Here is a 17,170-nt window from a genome sequence, read left to right as displayed (position 1 = left end):
AATGAGAACCCTGCTGCGCCAGCTGAGCGCCGCGCTGTCGCTGTTGCTGCTAAGCCACGCCGGCGCGGCGCAAACCGTGACGGATGACAGCGGTAAACCTGTCGCGCTGGCCGGGCCGGCGACTCATATCGCCGATGCCTGGTACGCGCACCATTCGCTGCTGATGACCCTCGGCGCGGGCGACCGTATCGTCGCCACGGTGAACCATCCGGCGGATCGTCCGTGGATGTTTAAAGTGCAGCCGTCGCTTAACCGGGCGCTGCAGGCCCATGGCAAAACCTTCTCCAGCGAGGCGCTGGTGGCGCGGCAGGTGGATGCGGTTTTCGTCCCGGCCAACGATCCGGACGCGGATTCATATTGTCTGGCGGGCCTGCCAGTGCTGGCGATGCAGTTCGATGATTTCGCCTCGATGAAGCGTTCGCTGTTGACCACCGCCGACGTGATCGGCACGCAGCAGGCGCGCACGCGGGCGGCGGCCTACAACCGCTATCTTGATAGCCAGATCGCCGCCATTGGCGCTAAAACCGGCGCGCTGGCGCAGGATCAGCGTCCACGCGTGCTGCATATCCAGTCGCTCCATCCGCTTAAGGTGGACGGCCGCGACACGCTGATCGACAGCTGGATCACACTGGCGGGCGGGCGCAACGCGGCGGCAACGATAAAGGGCAATATGCGGCCCATCTCGCCGGAGCAGGTTATCCGCTGGGATCCGGATGTGATTATCATCGGCGCCGGCGCCGGCAGCCTGGCGGATTCGGACTACGCAGCGCTGTTCGGCAGCATCACGGCGGTTAAACAGCAACGCGTGTGGCAGGATCCGGCGGGCGTGTTTCCCTGGGATCGCTACGGCACCGAGGTCGCGCTGCAGATCCAGTGGGCAGCAAGGCGGCTACACCCGGCGCTGTTCGCCGATCTGAATCTTATCGAGGCCACCCGGGCATTTTACCGGCAGTTCTATGACTATCCGCTGACCGCCGCCGAAGCGCAGCGCATTTTGCAGGCGCTGCCGCCGGCGTGAACGTCTGATATAAAGAAGCGCGGATAAACCCACCGCGCGCCGCCGCCGGCGTAAGTCGCTTATATCAGAAACCGGCCTTATCCCACCACGCCGCCGCCGTTGCGAAACATTCAAACACGTGAATTGCCGCCGGAGCCGCGGCTGAGTGCTTTGATTCGCGGGGCGACAGTACTGTTGCGGGGCGCTTTAACGCGCGGGTCGTCGGTGCTGTTGCGGGGCGCTTTAACGCGCGGCACGCCGGAAATCGACCTTTTCCGCTTCCGGCAGCCAAATCTGCGTCCGCGCCGGCTCGGTGGCGGCGATAACGCTGCCCTGGCGCACCGAGTAGCGTGCGGTGACCTGACGCCGCACCGCATCAAAACCGCTCTCCGCCGGCAGGATCATCAGGTTGGCGCTGTTGCCGACCTGAATGCCGTAATCCTCCAGCTGCAGCGTTTTCGCGCTATGGTGTGTCACCAGGTTTAACCCGTGGTCGATCTGCTCATAGCCCATCAGCTGACAGACATGCAGCCCCATATGCAGCACCTGCAGCATGCTGGCGGTGCCGAGCGGATACCAGGGATCGAACACGTCATCATGGCCGAAACAGACATTTACCCCCGCCGCCAGCATCTCTTTGACGCGCGTCACGCCGCGCCGCTTCGGATAGTCGTCGAAGCGCCCCTGCAGATGAATATTAACCAGCGGGTTAGCGACAAAGTTGATGCCGGAGAGTGTTAGCAGCCGAAACAGGCGCGACGTATAAGCGCCGTTATAGGAGTGCATCGCCGTCGTATGGCTGGCGGTGACGCGCGCGCCCATCTTTTCCCGATGCGCCAGCGCTGCTACGGTTTCCACAAAGCGCGACTGCTCATCATCGATCTCGTCGCAGTGTACGTCGACCTGGCGCTGATACTTCTGCGCCAGCGCGAAGGCGATATGCAGCGATTCCACGCCATACTCACGGGTAAACTCATAGTGCGGGATAGCGCCGACCACGTCGGCGCCCAGCCGCAGCGCCTCTTCCAGCAGCGCCGCGCCGTCGGGGTAGGAGAGGATGCCCTCCTGCGGGAAAGCGACCAGCTGCAGGGTGATCCAGGGCGCCATCTCCTGTTTCAGCGCCAGCAGTGCCCGCAGCGCGACCAGACTGGGATCGGAGACATCGACATGGGTGCGTACATACTGCACGCCCTGGGCAATCTGCCATTTCAGGGTTTGTCTCGCGCGCTGTTTTACGTCCTCGACGGTTAGCTGCGCCTTACGCTCGGCCCAGCGTTCAATGCCTTCAAACAGCGTGCCTGACTGATTCCACGCCGGTTCGCCGGCGGTTTGCGTGGTATCCAGATGAATATGCGGCTCGACAAAGGGCGGCCAGGCGATGCCGCCTTCGGCGTCCAGCGCCGTTTCATCGCCCTCAACGCGCGCGGACTGCGGCGCTATACGGGCGATCTTGCCGTTGGCGATGGTGATTTGCCACAGGCCGTCTCGCCCCGGCAAACGCAAATGGTTTATGCTGCGCAGTTCACTGGCTGCCATATCGGCTCCTTAGTATTAGAAGGCTGAAATCAGGCTAACACGATTTAGCGCAGCGGAAGAAAGTTGCACTTTGCGCTAAGTAGCGGATACTCTTTGAGTTAATAAAATACTCCGCAAATCAACAATATACCACCAAAGGAGTATTTTGCGCGTCAATTGACGCACATCAATAAGCTTGCTAACAATCGCGCTATTGTTGCCCCAATTAGATCAAATTTGAGGCAAAAATGAGCATTGTCAAACTCGCCATCATTGGTAATGGCATGGTTGGCCACCGCTTCATTGAGGAACTGATCGATAAAGCCGAACCGGGCCAGTTCGACATTACCGTCTTCTGTGAAGAACCGCGTGTGGCTTATGACCGCGTCCATCTCTCCGCATACTTTTCCCACCATACCGCTGAAGAGCTCTCGCTGGTGCGCGAAGGCTATTATGAAAAACATGGCGTTCACGTGCTGCTCGGCGAGCGGGCGATCACCCTTAACCGCAAGGAAAAAGTGATCCACTCCAGCAGCGGCCGCGCGGTGCAGTATGACAAACTGATCCTCGCTACCGGCTCCTATCCGTGGATCCCGCCGATCAAAGGCTCTGACGGCCCGGACTGCTTCGTCTACCGCACCATTGAAGATCTGAACGCGATTGAAGAGTGCGCGCGCCGCAGCAAAAGCGGCGCGGTGATCGGCGGCGGCCTGCTGGGGCTGGAAGCGGCAGGCGCGTTGAAAAACCTCGGCGTGGAAACCCACGTCATCGAGTTCGCGCCGGTATTGATGGCTGAACAGCTGGACGTACAGGGTGGCAACCAGCTGCGCCAGAAAATCGAGCAGATGGGCGTGCGGGTTCATACCAGCAAAAATACACAGAACATTGCGCATCATGCGGTTGGCAAAACGCTGGAATTTGCCGACGGCACCAGCCTCGACGTCGACTTTATCGTCTTCTCCACCGGCATCCGCGCGCAGGACAAGCTGGCCCGCCAGTGCGATCTGCCGGTAGGCCCGCGCGGCGGCATCCAGATCAACGATGTCTGCCAGAGCGCCGACCCGGATATCTACGCTATCGGCGAATGCGCCGCCTGGAATGAGAAAATTTTCGGCCTGGTGGCGCCGGGCTACAAAATGGCGCAGGTCGCCAGCGATCATCTGCTGGGGCGCGACAACCGCTTCAGCGGCGCGGACATGAGCGCCAAGCTGAAGCTGCTGGGCGTGGACGTCGGCGGCATCGGCGATGCACATGGCCGCACGCCGGGCGCGCGTAGCTATGTTTATCTTAATGAGCAGAGCGGCGTCTATAAACGTCTGGTCGTCAGCCCCGATAACCAGTATTTGCTGGGCGCGGTGCTGGTCGGCGACACCAGCGACTACGGTCAGCTGCTGCAGCTGGTGCTGAACCAGATTAAGCTGCCGGAACATCCTGACAGTCTGATCCTGCCTTCCCACGCCGGCGGTGAAAAACCGGCGCTGGGCGTTGAATCGCTGCCGGACAGCGCGCAGATCTGCTCCTGCTTTGACGTATCAAAAGGCGATATCATTCAGGCGGTGGCGAAAGGCTGTCATACCGTCGCCGCGATTAAAACCGAAACCCGCGCCGGCACCGGCTGCGGCGGCTGCGTCCCGCTGATCACGCAGGTGCTGAACGCCGAGCTGAGCCGCCAGGGCATCGAAGTCAACAACCACCTGTGCGAGCATTTCGCCTGGTCGCGTCAGGAGCTTTACCATCTGATCCGCGTGGAAGGCATTAAGAGCTTCGACGAGCTGCTGCGCAAATATGGCCAGGGCTACGGCTGCGAAGTGTGTAAACCGACCGTCGGCTCCCTGCTCGCCTCCTGCTGGAACGACTATGTGCTGAAGCCGCAGCATACGCCGCTGCAGGACAGCAACGACAATTTCCTTGGCAATATCCAGAAAGACGGCACCTATTCAGTGATCCCGCGCTCCGCCGGCGGCGAGATCAGCCCCGAAGGGCTGGTGGCCATCGGGCAGATCGCGCGCCAGTATAACCTGTACACCAAAATCACCGGCTCGCAGCGCATCGGCCTGTTCGGCGCACAGAAAGATGACCTGCCGGCCATCTGGCGCCAGCTGATCGCGGCGGGCTTTGAAACCGGTCATGCCTACGCCAAAGCGCTGCGTATGGCGAAAACCTGTATCGGCAGCACCTGGTGCCGCTACGGCGTCGGCGACAGCCTCGGCTTCGGTATTGAGCTGGAAAACCGCTATAAAGGCATCCGCACGCCGCACAAAATGAAGTTCGGCGTCTCCGGCTGTACGCGTGAATGCGCCGAAGCACAGGGCAAAGATGTCGGCATCATCGCCACCGATAAAGGCTGGAACCTCTACGTTTGCGGTAACGGCGGCATGAAACCACGCCATGCCGACCTGCTGGCGGCCGATCTCGATAAAGAGACGCTGGTGCGCTATCTCGACCGCTTTATGATGTTCTACATCCGCACCGCCGATAAACTGCAGCGCACCTCCCTGTGGCTGGAAAGCCTGGAAGGCGGCATCGATTATGTGCGCAGCATCATTATCGACGACAAGCTGGGCATCAACGATCAGCTGGAAGCGGAAATGACGCAGCTGCGCAGCCGCGTGGTATGCGAATGGCAGGCAACGCTCGATCAGCCTGAACGCCAGGCGCGCTTCGCGCACTTTATCAATAGCCCGCAGCGCGATCCGCTGGTACAGATGGTGGAAGAGCGCGGACAGCATCGTCCGGCCCGCCCTTATGAGCGCATTGAAGTGAAACTGGTTGAAGAGGAGGAACAGGCATGAGCCGCTGGCAACCCGTCTGTAAAGTAGAGGCCATTCTGCCCGCAACCGGCGTTTGCGCGCTGGTGAACGGCGAACAGGTCGCTATCTTCCGTCCGCGCGCGGATGAAACCCTGTACGCCATCAGCAACATCGATCCCTTCGCCCAGGCCAGCGTGCTGTCGCGCGGCATCATCGCTGAGCATCAGCAAGAGCTGTGGGTCGCCAGCCCGCTGAAAAAACAGCGTTTCCGGCTGCGCGACGGGCTCTGCATGGAAGACGCCGCGCACTCCGTTCGCAGCTGGCCGGTACGAGTACGGGAAGGCAAGGTGGAAGTCGCCTGCGACTGACGCCGCAGTCAGCCCGAAGATAAGGTTTCGTTTATTCCTGCCCGCGGCGCACCTCGTGCGCCGCATCACCTGCAAACCATAACAACATCAAACCGCTACGTCGGAGAACGCCATGGATTACCTACCCTTATTCTGTCAGCTGCGCGGCAAAGTCTGTTTGCTGGTTGGCGCGGGCGAGGTTGCCGCACGCAAAGCGCGCCTGCTGCTGGACGCCGGCGCCAGCCTGCGGGTCTGCGCGCTGGAATTCAGCGCGCCCTTTTATGAATGGCAACAGGCAGGCAACGTCACGCTGCTGGAACAGCCCTTCTCGCCCGCACTGCTGGATGAATGCTGGCTGGCGATCGCCGCCACCAGTGATGACGCGGTCAATCAACAGGTCAGCGACGCGGCGGACGCGCGCCGTCTGTTTTGCAACGTGGTGGATGCGCCAGCTCAGGCCAGCGCCATTATGCCTTCGATCATCGACCGCTCGCCGCTGATGATTGCCGTTTCCTCCGGCGGTCGCGCGCCGGTGCTGGCGCGTCTGCTGCGGGAGAAGCTGGAGGCGCTGCTGCCGCAGCATCTCGGCAAGCTGGCGGCGCTGGCGGGCAGGCTGCGCGGGCGGGTGAAACAGCACTACCGCACCGGCGAGGAACGCCGTCGCTTCTGGGAAAAACTGTTTGTCAGCGATCGTCTGGCGCAATCGCTGGCCAATAACGATGCGCACCAGGCAGAAGCACTGACCGACGCGCTGTTCGCGCAGCCGCTGGATAACCGCGGCGAAGTGGTACTGGTTGGCGCCGGGCCGGGCGACGCCGGGCTGCTGACGCTGAAAGGGCTGCAGCAGATCCAGCAGGCGGATATCGTGGTTTACGATCGGCTGGTCTCTGACGAGGTGCTGGCGCTGGCGCGCCGTGACGCCGAACGCATTTTCGTCGGCAAACGCGCCGGCCATCACTGTGTACCGCAGGAGGAGATCAACCAGATCCTGCTGCAGCAGGCGCAGCGCGGCAAGCGCGTAGTGCGGCTGAAAGGCGGCGATCCCTTTATCTTCGGACGCGGCGGCGAAGAGCTGGAGACGCTGGTCGGCAGCAATATCCCCTTCTCGGTGGTGCCGGGCATTACCGCCGCTTCCGGCTGCTCAGCCTACAGCGGCATTCCGCTGACGCATCGCGATTATGCGCACAGCGTGCGCTTCGTCACCGGCCATCGCAAACAGGATGCGTCGCTGGACTGGGCCAACCTGGCGGCCGGTCAGCAGACGCTGGTGTTCTATATGGGGCTGGCGCAGGCGGGCGAGATCCAGCGGCAGCTGCAGGCGCACGGCATGGCGGCCACTATGCCGGTCGCGCTGGTAGAAAACGGCACCAGCACGCGTCAGCGCGTGGTATGCGGCGAACTGCGGGAGCTGGAAGCGCTGGCGGCGCAGGTTAACAGCCCGAGCCTGATTATCGTCGGCCAGGTGGTTGCGCTGCGCGATACGCTGCGCTGGTTTTAACCTCACCGCAGGCAAGAAAAAAGGGCGCCGCAATGGCGCCCTTTTGTCAGACGGAAAACGGGATCAGGGCGCCGCGTGCTGCTCCGCCCTGCGTCGCTTACGGCTGCGCGACGAAACCGACCGCTTCGTAGACTTTCTTCAACGTTTCCTGCGCATGTGCGCGCGCTTTCGCCGCGCCTTCGCGCATTACCTGCTCAAGGAAAGCTTCATCTTCGCGATAACGCTGATAGCGCGTCTGTAGCTCGCTCAGCATGCCGGAGACCGCGTCAGCCACTTCGCCTTTCAGATGGCCATACATTTTGCCTTCGAACTCCTGCTCCAGCTGGCTGATGCTTTTGCCGGAGATGGCGGAGAGAATATCCAGCAGGTTAGAGACGCCCGCTTTGTTCTGCACGTCGTAACGCACCACCGGCGGCTCATCAGAATCGGTCACCGCGCGCTTGATCTTCTTCACGACCGCTTTCGGATCTTCCAGCAGGCCGATCACGTTATTGCGGTTATCGTCTGACTTCGACATCTTTTTCGTCGGCTCCAGCAGCGACATAACGCGCGCGCCCGATTTCGGAATAAACGGCTCCGGCACCTTGAACACGTCGCCATAGATGGCGTTGAAGCGCTGGGCGATATCGCGGCTCAGCTCCAGATGCTGTTTCTGATCTTCGCCGACCGGCACCTGGTTGGTCTGATAGAGCAGAATGTCCGCCGCCATCAGCACCGGATAATCAAACAGGCCGGCGTTGATGTTTTCCGCATAGCGGGCGGATTTATCTTTGAACTGGGTCATACGGCTCAGCTCACCAAAATAGGTGTAGCAGTTCAGCACCCAGCTCAGCTGGGTATGCTCCGGCACGTGCGACTGGACGAAAATGGTGCTTTTCTGCGGATCGATACCGCACGCCAGATAGAGCGCCAGCGTATCCAGCGTCGCTTTGCGCAGCGCGGCGGGATCCTGACGAACGGTGATCGCGTGCAGATCGACGATACAGTAGATGCAGTGGTAGTCATCCTGCATCTGGACCCACTGACGCATAGCTCCCATGTAGTTACCAATGGTCAGTTCGCCGGAGGGCTGTGCGCCGCTAAATACGATGGGTTTGCTCATGCTTTTAAATCCTGATAATTACCGCCCCAAAGCGGGCATAAGATCGTTGAAATCGTCCAGAACCAGATCCGGTTCGCTGCTGGCGATAGGCTCGCCGTAGTTATAGCCGAACGACATGCCCACGCAGGGGCAGCCGGCCGCCTTCGCCGCCAGAATATCATTGCGGGAATCGCCGACAAACAGCAGCTCCTGCGGCAGCAGGCCAAACTTGCCTAAGACTAAAAACAGCGGCGCCGGATGCGGTTTTTTCGCCGCCACATCATCGCCACCGATCACCAGAGAGAAGTGCCGGGCGATGCCGAGTGAGCGCAGTAGCGGCGCCACGAAGGGCGTCGGCTTATTGGTCACCAGCGCCAGCGGCAGCGCTGCGGCAGCCAGCTTCTCCAGCGCTGGCGCCACGTGCGGAAACAGCGTAGTGCCCGCTTCCGCCGTATCGGCATAATATTTATCGAACAGCGTCCGGGCTTCGCGCAGCAGCCCGGCGTCAGGCTGGCCCTGCTGCGCCCAGCTCAGCGCGCGCTCGACCATCACATCGGCACCGTTGCCGATCCAGGTCGCCACGCGCGGCGCGCCGGCGGCGGGCAGCTGTAGATCGTTAAGCGCCAGATCGATGGCGTCGGCGAGACCCGGCAGGCTGTCCACCAGCGTGCCGTCCAGATCGAACGCCAGCGCGCGAATATCAGTGAAACGCGCCATGACGGCTCTTCTCCAGCTCGTTGCGCATCGCCTCGATCACTTTTTTATAGTCAGGCTGGCCGAAAATCGCCGAGCCGGCGACGAACATATCCGCGCCCGCCGCCGCGATTTCAGCGATATTTTCCACCTTCACGCCGCCGTCCACTTCAAGACGAATGTCGTAGCCGCTCTCATCGATGCGCTTGCGCGCTTCGCGTAGCTTGTCCAGCGTGCCGGGAATAAAGGACTGGCCACCGAAACCGGGATTGACGGACATAATCAGGATGATATCCAGCTTGTCCATCACGTAGTCGAGGTAGCTCAGCGGCGTCGCCGGATTAAACACCAGCCCCGCTTTGCAGCCATGCTCTTTGATCAGCTGCAGGCTGCGGTCGATATGCTCGCTGGCTTCCGGATGAAAAGTGATATAGCTGGCGCCCGCTTCGGCGAACTGGGGGATCAGGCTGTCGACCGGCTTCACCATCAGGTGAACGTCAATCGGAGCGGTAATGCCGTAGTCACGCAGCGCTTTCAACACCATCGGCCCCATGGTCAGGTTAGGCACATAATGGTTGTCCATCACGTCGAAATGCACCACATCACCTCCCGCAGCCAGCGCTTTCGCTGCGTCTTCGCCCAGGCGGGCAAAGTCTGCTGAGAGGATTGAAGGGGCCAGCAAAAATCGTTTCATCCGTATCTCCCACTGTATGCGCCAGTAATAGTACTGACAGATTGCGCTGGTCGCGGACGAAACCGACTAGCTAAACAGCGCCAGCAGCTCGTCAACTTTGGTGCGACCACTCATGCTTCTGCTGATCGATCGGCGCGCCTTTACCACATGCAGCGCCGCCTCCTGATACCAGAGCCGCGTCAGCTCGGTATCGTGGTTAGATATCAGCACCGGAATGCAGTTCTCCTGCGCCAGCTTAACCGCCAGCTCCGCCAGATGCTGCTGCTCACGCAGGCTGAAGCTGTTGGTGTGGTAGGCGGTAAAGTTCGCCGTCGCCGACAGCGGCGCGTAGGGCGGATCGCAATAGACCACCGACCCCGCCTGCGCCTTGCTCAGGGTAACATCGTACGATTCACAGACAAAGGTGGCTTTTTGCGCGCGCTCGGCGAAGCCGTACAGCTCTTCCTCTGGAAAATAGGGCTTGCGGTAGCGGCCAAAAGGCACGTTGAATTCGCCGCGCAGGTTGTAACGACACAGGCCGTTATAGCCGTGACGATTGAGATAGAGAAACAGCAGCGCGCGCTGATAGGCATCGCTGCTGGCGTTAAACGCACTGCGGTGCGTGTAGTAAGCGTCCGCTTCGTTGTGGCGCGGCGTAAAAAGCTGACGCGCGTCGTCGACGAATTCGGCGGTACGCCCTTTAACGATGTTATACAGGCTGATCAGATCGTTATTGATATCTGCCAGCACATAGCGCGGATAATCGGTGTTAAGAAACACCGAGCCGGCGCCGACAAAAGGCTCGACCAGACAGTCGCCTTGCGGCAAATGACGACGAATATCCTCTAACAGAGGATATTTGCCGCCCGCCCATTTCAGGAAAGCGCGATGTTTTTTCATGCCGTCGTTTTGGTTACTTCTGTTCATCTGGCTGTGGCTATAGCGACAGCATATCTGCGCTTATGGATCCTTCTGACAGCAAAGATGGCAACCAGGTTGCCATCTTAAAGGCCGTCGAACCGGCTGAGACAGCGCGCTGCCAGAGCGCGCCGCCGCAGGAACTGCTGCGGAAAACCGCTTAGCGTCCCGCCTCTTTCTTTACCTGACTGACAGGCTTAACCCAGGGCTTCTTCGCCTGGACTTCCGCCGGCAGCGAGGCCACGGCGCGTTTAGCGTCGGCTGGCGTGGCGTAAGCGCCGCTGACCAGCACATACCACGGCTGACCGTTGCGCGTGGTTTGATAGACATGGTAGTTACTCAGATTCTGTTTTTTCGCCCAGGCGTTCAGCGTATCGGAGCGCGAGGCGCTGCTCAGCTGCAGCGTATAGCTGCCGCCCGGCGTGCTTTGACTGGCGGCCGGCGCGGAATGTGCGCTGCTGGCGGCAGGCTTGCTGCTCTGCTTCGCGGCTGGCGCGCCACTCTGTTTCGCGTTTGCGGATGACTGGCTGGCGGCAGGCTTATGGGTTGGCGTCGATTTCACGTTGCTCTGCGCGCTGCTCTGACGCGGCGCGGAGACCACCTGATTGCTGTTGACGCTGCCGGCGCCGCTACCGTTGACCGTCGCCGGCGCGGTCGGCAGCGAACTGCCGCCCATCGCGCCCTGCGCGGCGGAATCCATCTCACCCTGCTGATTGGTCAGGGCGTTGTTAAGATCGCCCGGCAGTTCGACGCGCTGCTGATTCTGCGGCGATTCAATCGGCGCCGCCTGCGTCGGGGTGGAGGAGACCGGTGGAACGGAAACTGGCTGCGGCGACTGCGAGGCCGTGTCGCCGCCATTCATGGCCGTCGCGTCGTTCGGCGCGCCGTTACTCTGGCCGCCTGTCGGCGTCGAGCCGGAAAGATCGATATTGCGTTCGGTGCCGCCGCCGGAGGCTGCGCCGGATCCTGACTGCGCGGCCGGCTTATCGTTGTCCGGGCCTTTCAGCGCCGAACCGATGCCAATCACCAACAGCAGCAGCACCAGCACGCCGATGCCCATCATCATTCGCTGACGCGATACCGGCGTTTTCGCTTTAGGCGCAGAAGACGTTTTGCGAGGCCGCGTCGGACGGCGATCGCTGGTGTCAGGTTTTAACTCGTCTTCCGGTTTAAACTCATCCATTCAACCTCCCCGTCTTACGGCAAACGCCGCCAACCTTTCCCGGTTGCGGCCTCGATCACTGTCACGCCTTACGGCACTCTTCAATTGCGGCAAGCACAATATCATGCGCCACGCCGCCGCGCACCTCGGCTTTGCCGATAGCCAGCGGCAGCACCAGGCGCAGCTCGCCCGCCAGCACTTTCTTATCACGCAGCATGTGCGGCAGATAATCCTGCGCCGTCATCGCGTCCGGCCCGTGAACCGGCAGGCCGGCGCGCGTCAGCAGACGGATAATGCGTTCGGTATCGCCTGCGCTGAACTGGCCCAGACGTTCCGCGGTGCGCGCGGCCATCACCATCCCGGCCGCCACCGCTTCGCCGTGCAGCCAGTTGCCGTAGCCCATATGCGCTTCGATGGCGTGCCCGTAGGTGTGGCCCAGATTGAGCAGCGCCCGCAGGCCAGTCTCGCGTTCATCCGCCGCCACCACCTCCGCTTTCAACTCGCAGCAGCGGCGGATGCACTGCGCCATTACGGCGTCGTCCAGCGCCATCAGCGCGTCAATATTTTGCTCCAGCCAGCTGAAAAACTCGCCGTCGAGAATGATGCCGTACTTGATGACTTCGGCCATGCCGGAGGCCAGCTCGCGCGGCGGCAGGCTACGCAGACAGTCGAGATCGATAACCACCGATGCCGGCTGCCAGAAGGCGCCGATCATGTTTTTGCCCAGCGGATGATTGACGGCCGTTTTTCCTCCTACGGAGGAATCGACCTGGGAAAGCAGCGTCGTCGGCACCTGAATAAAGCGCACGCCGCGCTGATAGCTGGCCGCAGCGAAACCGGTCAAATCGCCGATAACGCCCCCGCCAAGCGCCACCAGCGTGGTGTCGCGGCCGTGAGGCTTTTGCAGCAGAGCGGTAAAGACCTGATCCATTACCGCCAGGGTTTTATACTGTTCGCCATCGGGAAGGATAACCTGATCCACCTTGACCCCTGCGTCCTCCAGCCGCTGCCGCAGCGAGGCCAGATAGAGAGGAGCCAGCGTTTCATTGGTAACCAGCATAGCCTGGTCGCCTGCTTTCAACGGCCAAAAAGCAGCCGCTTCGTTAAACAGACCGGCGGCGATGGTGATCGGGTAGCTACGCTCCCCAAGGGTAACGGTGATCCTCTCCATGACGCTGTATAACCTTTTCGCTATGCCCTCAGGCGATAATTAGTTCTTTTCCAGTAAATTAATGATCTGATTAGCTACCACTTTCGCACTTTGATCATCGGTGCGGATGGTGACATCAGCGATCTCTTCATACAGAGGGTTACGTTCATCCGCCAGCGCTTCCAGCACTTCGCGCGGCGGCGTTTCAACCTGTAATAAAGGACGCTTTTTATCGCGCTGCGTACGCGCCAGTTGCTTCTCAATAGTGGTTTCGAGATAGACCACAACACCACGGGCGGAGAGACGATTACGGGTTTCGCGGGATTTTACAGAGCCGCCGCCGGTAGCCAGCACGATGCCCTGTTTTTCTGTGAGTTCATTGATGATTTTCTCTTCACGTTCGCGAAAACCTGCTTCGCCTTCAACGTCAAACACCCAGCCCACATCCGCTCCGGTACGTCGCTCAATTTCCTGATCGGAATCATAAAATTCCATATTGAGTTGCTGAGCTAACTGACGACCAATAGTGCTTTTGCCGGCACCCATAGGCCCAACCAGAAAGATATTGCGTTTCTCTGCCATTTTTTCGGTATTACTAAGACAATGCGTTGATGATACCCCGTCTGCAACGGCCGGGCCGCTGGCGGGACATGAACTGAAACCTCATGAGCGATAGTGCGAGAGTCAGATGAAAAATTATCTCAACACTCAAGGTCGTTTGGCAACCGAATAAATTGCCCGGCTCAGGACACGCAACCAACACGCGTCACACAGTTCGCTAAGAGTCAAAACCGCTGCCCTTCAGGCAGCGTCCTGTCACGGTATCCTGGCGGCAAACAATGCGTTTGCCCTGCCATAAGTCAAAATCGCTAAACCTTGTAAGCTAATTCCGCCCCTGCGTCAAACGCATATGATACTCAGCCGGGAAAAAATGCGCTGCTGGTTACTCTTCGCGCACCAGGCGCGGCGTAATAAAAATCACCAGCTCCCGGCGCGTGTCATTGCGAACCTGATGACGAAAAAGCGCCCCCAGCAGCGGTATATCGCCCAACAGGGGGACTCTATCATGATTACGCGACGATTCCTGTTGAAATATGCCACCCAACGCCAGCGTTTGACCGTCCTTAAGCGTAACCTGCGTAGTGATTTCCTGCTTATTAATTGTCAGGATCTCTCTGTCGCCGTTGTTAATATTGCGCCCCGGCACGTTCTGGCTGAGGTGCAGCGTCAGGCGGATACGGTCGTTCGGCTGCACCACCGGCGTCACTTCCATCCCCAGTACCGCCTCTTTAAATTCAATGCTGGTGGCGCCGTCGCTGCCGCTGGCGACTTCATACGGGATCTCCGTGCCCTGCTTGATGCTGGCCGGCTGCTGATGCGCGGTTATCAGACGCGGGCTGGCGATAATCTCAATCTGGTTCTCCTGCTCCAGCGCGCTCAGCTCCAGATTGAGCAGGCGGCCATCCAGCCGCGCCAGCGTCAGGCCCGCCGTCAGTGAAGGGGAGGCGGCGGCCAGATTGATGTTCAGGGCGGGATTGCGTAGCGCCTGGTTGATCGCCTCTTCGCCGGAAAGCTGCCAGCTGACGCCCAGCTCATGCAGATGCTCCTCGCCGATGCTGACGATATGCGCCGTCAGCTCCACCTGCTCCCGCGCCACGTCCAGCGCGCCGATCCAGGCCGCCGCGCTGTTCAGCGCCGCAGGCGTATCGCGCAGCAGCAAGGAGTTGGCGCGCGTATCGACGGTAATGCTGCCGCGCGCCGTCATCAGCTTAGCGCGCTCGGCCTGCAGGCTGGCGTTGACGGCGGCGACATCCGCATGCCGCAGCGCCACCACCCTCTCCTGCAACGGCTGCTGCTGCGCCTTTTCCTGCGCCTCCTGCTGTTGCCAGCCCTGCGGAAAGACCAGCAACACGCCCTCCTCACGCTCAATCTTTAGCCGCGCCATGCGTGCCAGCAGCGTCAGCGCCTGCTGCCAGGGCACCTCGCGCAGGCGCAGCGTAATCGTCCCCTCCACGCCAGGCGCCATCACCAGATTAAGCTGCTGATAATCAGCCAGCGCCTGTAACACCTGCCCGATGGGCGCCTCCTTAAATGCAAGGGAGAGCGGCGCGTCGCGGCCATGCGCGGCGGCGCTTAACAGCAGTAACAGCGCGATAACGTTCCTTGTCATACGATTAGTCCTCCATTTGCAGCGTCGCTTGCTGCGGAATGCAGCCCGGCGGCGCGCTCAGCGTCAGGCGAAACGGCGTCAGTGCCTCAATGCGCCAGCCGGCGAATGGCGACGGGCGATCCTGCGCCACTACCCGCGTCTCGCCCTGCACGGAGCGCAGCCAGCCAATATAGTGATTATCCCGGCCGATCAGCCCCTGCAGCTGCCACGACGCCAGCGAAGCAGCAGAGGATGCACAGGGCGGCGACGGCGGCGCGAAGGGATCGCGCGCGGCGGCGGCCGCGCAGCTAAGCAACAGCGCGCTAATGCAGAGAAATTTCATCATCGAATGCCAACAGGAAAGTGGCGTGCAGGCGCGCATCCTGGCGCTGCACCGTAAAGGCGGTTACCGTCGGCGTCGGCTCGCAGGCCGCCAGATAGGCGAAAATCTGTTTTAGCTGCGGCCAGCTAAGCCGCAGCCGCAGCTGGCTCTCCCGCCCCCCCGGACGCCACTGCTCCAGCTCGCCGCCGCTGTGCTGCAGCAGCGTATAGAGCGAAAACGGCTCGCCGTCGCGCACCATCGCCTCCAGCTGCTGCTGGTTGCGCAGCTGTAATTGCGACAGCCCCGACTGTTGCAGCAGCGCTGCCAGCTGGTGCTGATAATGCTGCCGTTGTTGTCGGGCATCGTGCTGCGCCTGCTGCTGCTGAGTGCGCGCCGGAACGATGGCGAAACGATGCGTTGCCAGCGCTACGCCGAACAATACGCCCGCCAGGCTAAGCCAGCGCAGCGTTGCCGGCAGCAGAAGCCAACGCAGCAGCAGCTCACTTTTCATTTTTCACCTCATCCGCGTTGCCTGCCGCCAGGGTAAAGCGATAAAGGCCATCCACATTTTTTTGCAGGCCGCCGGGCCGCCAGGGCTGCAAAAAGGGCAGCAGCCTGAGCCGCTGATGCAGCAGGCGGGCCGCTTCGGGCCGCTGGCTCAGCCCTTCGATACGCAGCGCGCGCTGCTGGTGGGTTAACGTCGACAGCCACAGCCCGTCCGGCACGCTGGCTTCAAGCTGCGCCATCAGCGTTTGCCATTCGGAAAGCTGCTGGCGTCTGAGCAGGCGACGCGCCGTTTGCTGCTCCAGCACCTGCGCCTGTTGCTGCAGGGCGGCATAGCGCTGCGCCAGCTGATGCGCCTGCTGCCGCGCCGCTTGCCACAGCGTCAGCCGCTGCCGCCACTGACGCGCCTCTTCCGCCAGGCTCTGACGCCATAGCAGCAACGCCGCCAGCGTGACCAGCAGTAGCATGCCCCCGGACGCGCCGTGGCGCAGAAGCCGCCGCCGCAGCGCCCGCTGTCGCCACGCCAGTAAGTTCACCTTCATTCGCAGCGATCCTCCGCGCGCAGCGCCAGCCCGAGTGCAAGGGTAAAACAGCCGCCGCAGTCGGGCAGCGGCGGCTGCATTAACTGCAGCAGGCTTAACGGCTGCAGCGGCTGCATCCCTGCCAGCGTTTCCCCTGAAAGGCTGGCGCTAAACCAGAACTGCCGCGCCGTCGGCAAGATCTGCCCCACAGTTTCACCCTCCAGCGAAAAGAGGCCGGGCGACCAGCCGGAAACGGCGTCAGGCCGGCCGGGCAGATACCATAGCCAGTGATCGCTTAGCTGGTGGATCAGCGCCGCCTGCTCCGGCAGCCGCATCAGCTTGCCGACGGTCGCCAGCGCGCTGCAGGTCAGCTCCATCACTTCAGGCGTCAACCCCGCCTGCCGCAGCGTCGACAGCCACTGCTGCAGCACGCTCCGGCGCGCGGCGGTCAGGCACAGGCGCGGCGGCGGCAGAGAAACCGCGCGATAATCCAGCGCCAGTTCACTGGCGGCCAGCGGAAAAAGGCGTTCGGCGGCGGCGGCGGCGTAGCGCCCCAGCGCCGGTTCGCGCAGCGTGGCGACGGGAGCGGGTACTGAACGCTGTAGCGCCGCCTGAGAGGGAAAACCGACGCGCAGCGAAATGGCGTGAGGCAGCTGGCGGCGCCAGCGGCGCAGCAGGGTGATAAGCTGCGGCGAACCCTGCAGCGCGCCGTGGGATAAGGTCTCCGACGGCAGCGCGTGACGCCACCAGTGGCGCAGTTGCCAGCCCTGGCGCCGCCGCTGGATGCCCAATGCACAGAGCTGCCCGTTTTGAATATCGAGCCCCACCTGCCATTTCTGAAAAGCCATTTTTGCGCGATCTCCATATCGTCATAATATAAAAGGACGTAT

At 61.3% G+C, this 17,170-nt stretch carries 17 protein-coding genes; 4 read left to right on the top strand and 13 right to left on the bottom strand.

Annotated elements, in window-relative coordinates; genetic code table 11:
• The first annotated feature begins 1 nt into the window (after position 1).
• Positions 2-1,018: an ABC transporter substrate-binding protein gene (locus tag C2E15_RS01875; RefSeq protein WP_104955910.1), complete on the top strand. Its 1,017-nt coding sequence runs from the start codon at positions 2-4 to the stop codon at positions 1,016-1,018.
• A gap of 222 nt (positions 1,019-1,240) precedes the next feature.
• On the opposite strand, the gene C2E15_RS01870 is transcribed toward C2E15_RS01875, so the two are convergent.
• A complete protein-coding gene (locus C2E15_RS01870) occupies positions 1,241-2,533 on the bottom strand; it encodes a cytosine deaminase (protein WP_104955909.1) in 1,293 nt (430 codons plus the stop codon).
• A gap of 227 nt (positions 2,534-2,760) precedes the next feature.
• Here C2E15_RS01870 and nirB point away from each other — a divergent pair, with 227 nt between their 5' ends.
• From nirB to cysG, 3 genes are all read left to right on the top strand, one after another.
• A complete protein-coding gene (gene nirB, locus C2E15_RS01865) occupies positions 2,761-5,304 on the top strand; it encodes a nitrite reductase large subunit NirB (RefSeq protein WP_104955908.1) in 2,544 nt (847 codons plus the stop codon).
• Complete coding sequence (gene nirD, locus C2E15_RS01860; protein WP_104955907.1) at positions 5,301-5,630, top strand: nitrite reductase small subunit NirD; 330 nt, start codon at positions 5,301-5,303, stop codon at positions 5,628-5,630. Before nirB ends, nirD begins: the two co-directional genes overlap by 4 nt.
• 112 nt (positions 5,631-5,742) lie before the next feature.
• A complete protein-coding gene (gene cysG / locus C2E15_RS01855; RefSeq protein WP_104955906.1) occupies positions 5,743-7,107 on the top strand; it encodes a siroheme synthase CysG in 1,365 nt (454 codons plus the stop codon).
• A gap of 97 nt (positions 7,108-7,204) precedes the next feature.
• Here the strand turns inward: cysG and trpS are convergent, their stop codons facing one another.
• The 12 genes from trpS to pilM form a co-directional block, all read right to left on the bottom strand.
• Positions 7,205-8,209 carry a tryptophan--tRNA ligase gene (trpS, locus tag C2E15_RS01850; protein ID WP_104955905.1) on the bottom strand — a complete coding sequence of 335 codons (1,005 nt, stop codon included), beginning with the start codon at positions 8,207-8,209 and terminating at the stop codon, positions 7,205-7,207.
• Between the two features lie 18 nt (positions 8,210-8,227).
• On the bottom strand, positions 8,228-8,905 hold the full coding sequence (locus C2E15_RS01845) for a phosphoglycolate phosphatase (protein ID WP_104955904.1): 678 nt from the start codon (positions 8,903-8,905) through the stop codon (positions 8,228-8,230).
• Positions 8,889-9,575 carry a ribulose-phosphate 3-epimerase gene (gene rpe, locus C2E15_RS01840; protein WP_104955903.1) on the bottom strand — a complete coding sequence of 229 codons (687 nt, stop codon included), beginning with the start codon at positions 9,573-9,575 and terminating at the stop codon, positions 8,889-8,891. Before rpe ends, C2E15_RS01845 begins: the two co-directional genes overlap by 17 nt.
• Positions 9,576-9,641: 66 nt before the next feature.
• A complete protein-coding gene (dam, locus tag C2E15_RS01835; RefSeq protein WP_104955902.1) occupies positions 9,642-10,454 on the bottom strand; it encodes an adenine-specific DNA-methyltransferase in 813 nt (270 codons plus the stop codon).
• 178 nt (positions 10,455-10,632) lie between these two features.
• Positions 10,633-11,655, bottom strand: a complete 1,023-nt coding sequence (locus tag C2E15_RS01830; protein WP_104955901.1) for an SPOR domain-containing protein — start codon at positions 11,653-11,655, stop codon at positions 10,633-10,635.
• A gap of 61 nt (positions 11,656-11,716) precedes the next feature.
• Positions 11,717-12,805 (bottom strand): 3-dehydroquinate synthase, encoded by a 1,089-nt coding sequence (gene aroB / locus C2E15_RS01825; protein WP_104955900.1) that lies wholly within the window; start codon positions 12,803-12,805, stop codon positions 11,717-11,719.
• Between the two features lie 39 nt (positions 12,806-12,844).
• Positions 12,845-13,366, bottom strand: coding sequence for a shikimate kinase AroK (gene aroK, locus C2E15_RS01820; protein WP_104955899.1), 522 nt, complete (start codon positions 13,364-13,366; stop codon positions 12,845-12,847).
• A 361-nt stretch (positions 13,367-13,727) separates the two neighbouring features.
• Complete coding sequence (gene hofQ / locus C2E15_RS01815; RefSeq protein ID WP_104955898.1) at positions 13,728-14,954, bottom strand: DNA uptake porin HofQ; 1,227 nt, start codon at positions 14,952-14,954, stop codon at positions 13,728-13,730.
• A 4-nt stretch (positions 14,955-14,958) separates the two neighbouring features.
• Positions 14,959-15,279, bottom strand: a complete 321-nt coding sequence (locus C2E15_RS01810; RefSeq protein ID WP_167391818.1) for a HofP DNA utilization family protein — start codon at positions 15,277-15,279, stop codon at positions 14,959-14,961.
• On the bottom strand, positions 15,257-15,766 hold the full coding sequence (locus tag C2E15_RS01805) for a HofO family protein (RefSeq protein ID WP_104955896.1): 510 nt from the start codon (positions 15,764-15,766) through the stop codon (positions 15,257-15,259). The genes C2E15_RS01810 and C2E15_RS01805 overlap by 23 nt, the downstream gene beginning before the upstream one ends.
• Positions 15,756-16,301 (bottom strand): PilN domain-containing protein, encoded by a 546-nt coding sequence (locus C2E15_RS01800; protein ID WP_104955895.1) that lies wholly within the window; start codon positions 16,299-16,301, stop codon positions 15,756-15,758. The genes C2E15_RS01805 and C2E15_RS01800 overlap by 11 nt, the downstream gene beginning before the upstream one ends.
• The gene (gene pilM, locus C2E15_RS01795) at positions 16,298-17,128 is read right to left on the bottom strand and encodes a pilus assembly protein PilM (protein WP_104955894.1); all 831 of its coding nucleotides are present in this window, start codon (positions 17,126-17,128) and stop codon (positions 16,298-16,300) included. Before pilM ends, C2E15_RS01800 begins: the two co-directional genes overlap by 4 nt.
• Between the last annotated feature and the right edge of the window lie 42 nt (positions 17,129-17,170).

Source organism: Mixta gaviniae (assembly GCF_002953195.1).
Lineage (GTDB): Bacteria > Pseudomonadota > Gammaproteobacteria > Enterobacterales > Enterobacteriaceae > Mixta > Mixta gaviniae.
This window is presented reverse-complemented; position numbering and strand designations above follow the sequence as displayed.

What these genes read in the sequence shown, in the direction of transcription:
- C2E15_RS01800 (WP_104955895.1), bottom strand. Translation starts at nt 16,301, where the DNA reads ATGAAGGTGAACTTACTGGCGTGGCGACAGCGGGCGCTGCGGCGGCGG.
- C2E15_RS01870 (WP_104955909.1), bottom strand. Translation starts at nt 2,533, where the DNA reads ATGGCAGCCAGTGAACTGCGCAGCATAAACCATTTGCGTTTGCCGGGG.
- C2E15_RS01810 (WP_167391818.1), bottom strand. Translation starts at nt 15,279, where the DNA reads ATGATGAAATTTCTCTGCATTAGCGCGCTGTTGCTTAGCTGCGCGGCC.
- C2E15_RS01875 (WP_104955910.1), top strand. Translation starts at nt 2, where the DNA reads ATGAGAACCCTGCTGCGCCAGCTGAGCGCCGCGCTGTCGCTGTTGCTG.
- aroK (WP_104955899.1), bottom strand. Translation starts at nt 13,366, where the DNA reads ATGGCAGAGAAACGCAATATCTTTCTGGTTGGGCCTATGGGTGCCGGC.
- C2E15_RS01830 (WP_104955901.1), bottom strand. Translation starts at nt 11,655, where the DNA reads ATGGATGAGTTTAAACCGGAAGACGAGTTAAAACCTGACACCAGCGAT.
- aroB (WP_104955900.1), bottom strand. Translation starts at nt 12,805, where the DNA reads ATGGAGAGGATCACCGTTACCCTTGGGGAGCGTAGCTACCCGATCACC.
- hofQ (WP_104955898.1), bottom strand. Translation starts at nt 14,954, where the DNA reads ATGACAAGGAACGTTATCGCGCTGTTACTGCTGTTAAGCGCCGCCGCG.
- trpS (WP_104955905.1), bottom strand. Translation starts at nt 8,209, where the DNA reads ATGAGCAAACCCATCGTATTTAGCGGCGCACAGCCCTCCGGCGAACTG.
- rpe (WP_104955903.1), bottom strand. Translation starts at nt 9,575, where the DNA reads ATGAAACGATTTTTGCTGGCCCCTTCAATCCTCTCAGCAGACTTTGCC.
- C2E15_RS01845 (WP_104955904.1), bottom strand. Translation starts at nt 8,905, where the DNA reads ATGGCGCGTTTCACTGATATTCGCGCGCTGGCGTTCGATCTGGACGGC.
- cysG (WP_104955906.1), top strand. Translation starts at nt 5,743, where the DNA reads ATGGATTACCTACCCTTATTCTGTCAGCTGCGCGGCAAAGTCTGTTTG.
- nirD (WP_104955907.1), top strand. Translation starts at nt 5,301, where the DNA reads ATGAGCCGCTGGCAACCCGTCTGTAAAGTAGAGGCCATTCTGCCCGCA.
- pilM (WP_104955894.1), bottom strand. Translation starts at nt 17,128, where the DNA reads ATGGCTTTTCAGAAATGGCAGGTGGGGCTCGATATTCAAAACGGGCAG.
- C2E15_RS01805 (WP_104955896.1), bottom strand. Translation starts at nt 15,766, where the DNA reads ATGAAAAGTGAGCTGCTGCTGCGTTGGCTTCTGCTGCCGGCAACGCTG.
- nirB (WP_104955908.1), top strand. Translation starts at nt 2,761, where the DNA reads ATGAGCATTGTCAAACTCGCCATCATTGGTAATGGCATGGTTGGCCAC.
- dam (WP_104955902.1), bottom strand. Translation starts at nt 10,454, where the DNA reads ATGAAAAAACATCGCGCTTTCCTGAAATGGGCGGGCGGCAAATATCCT.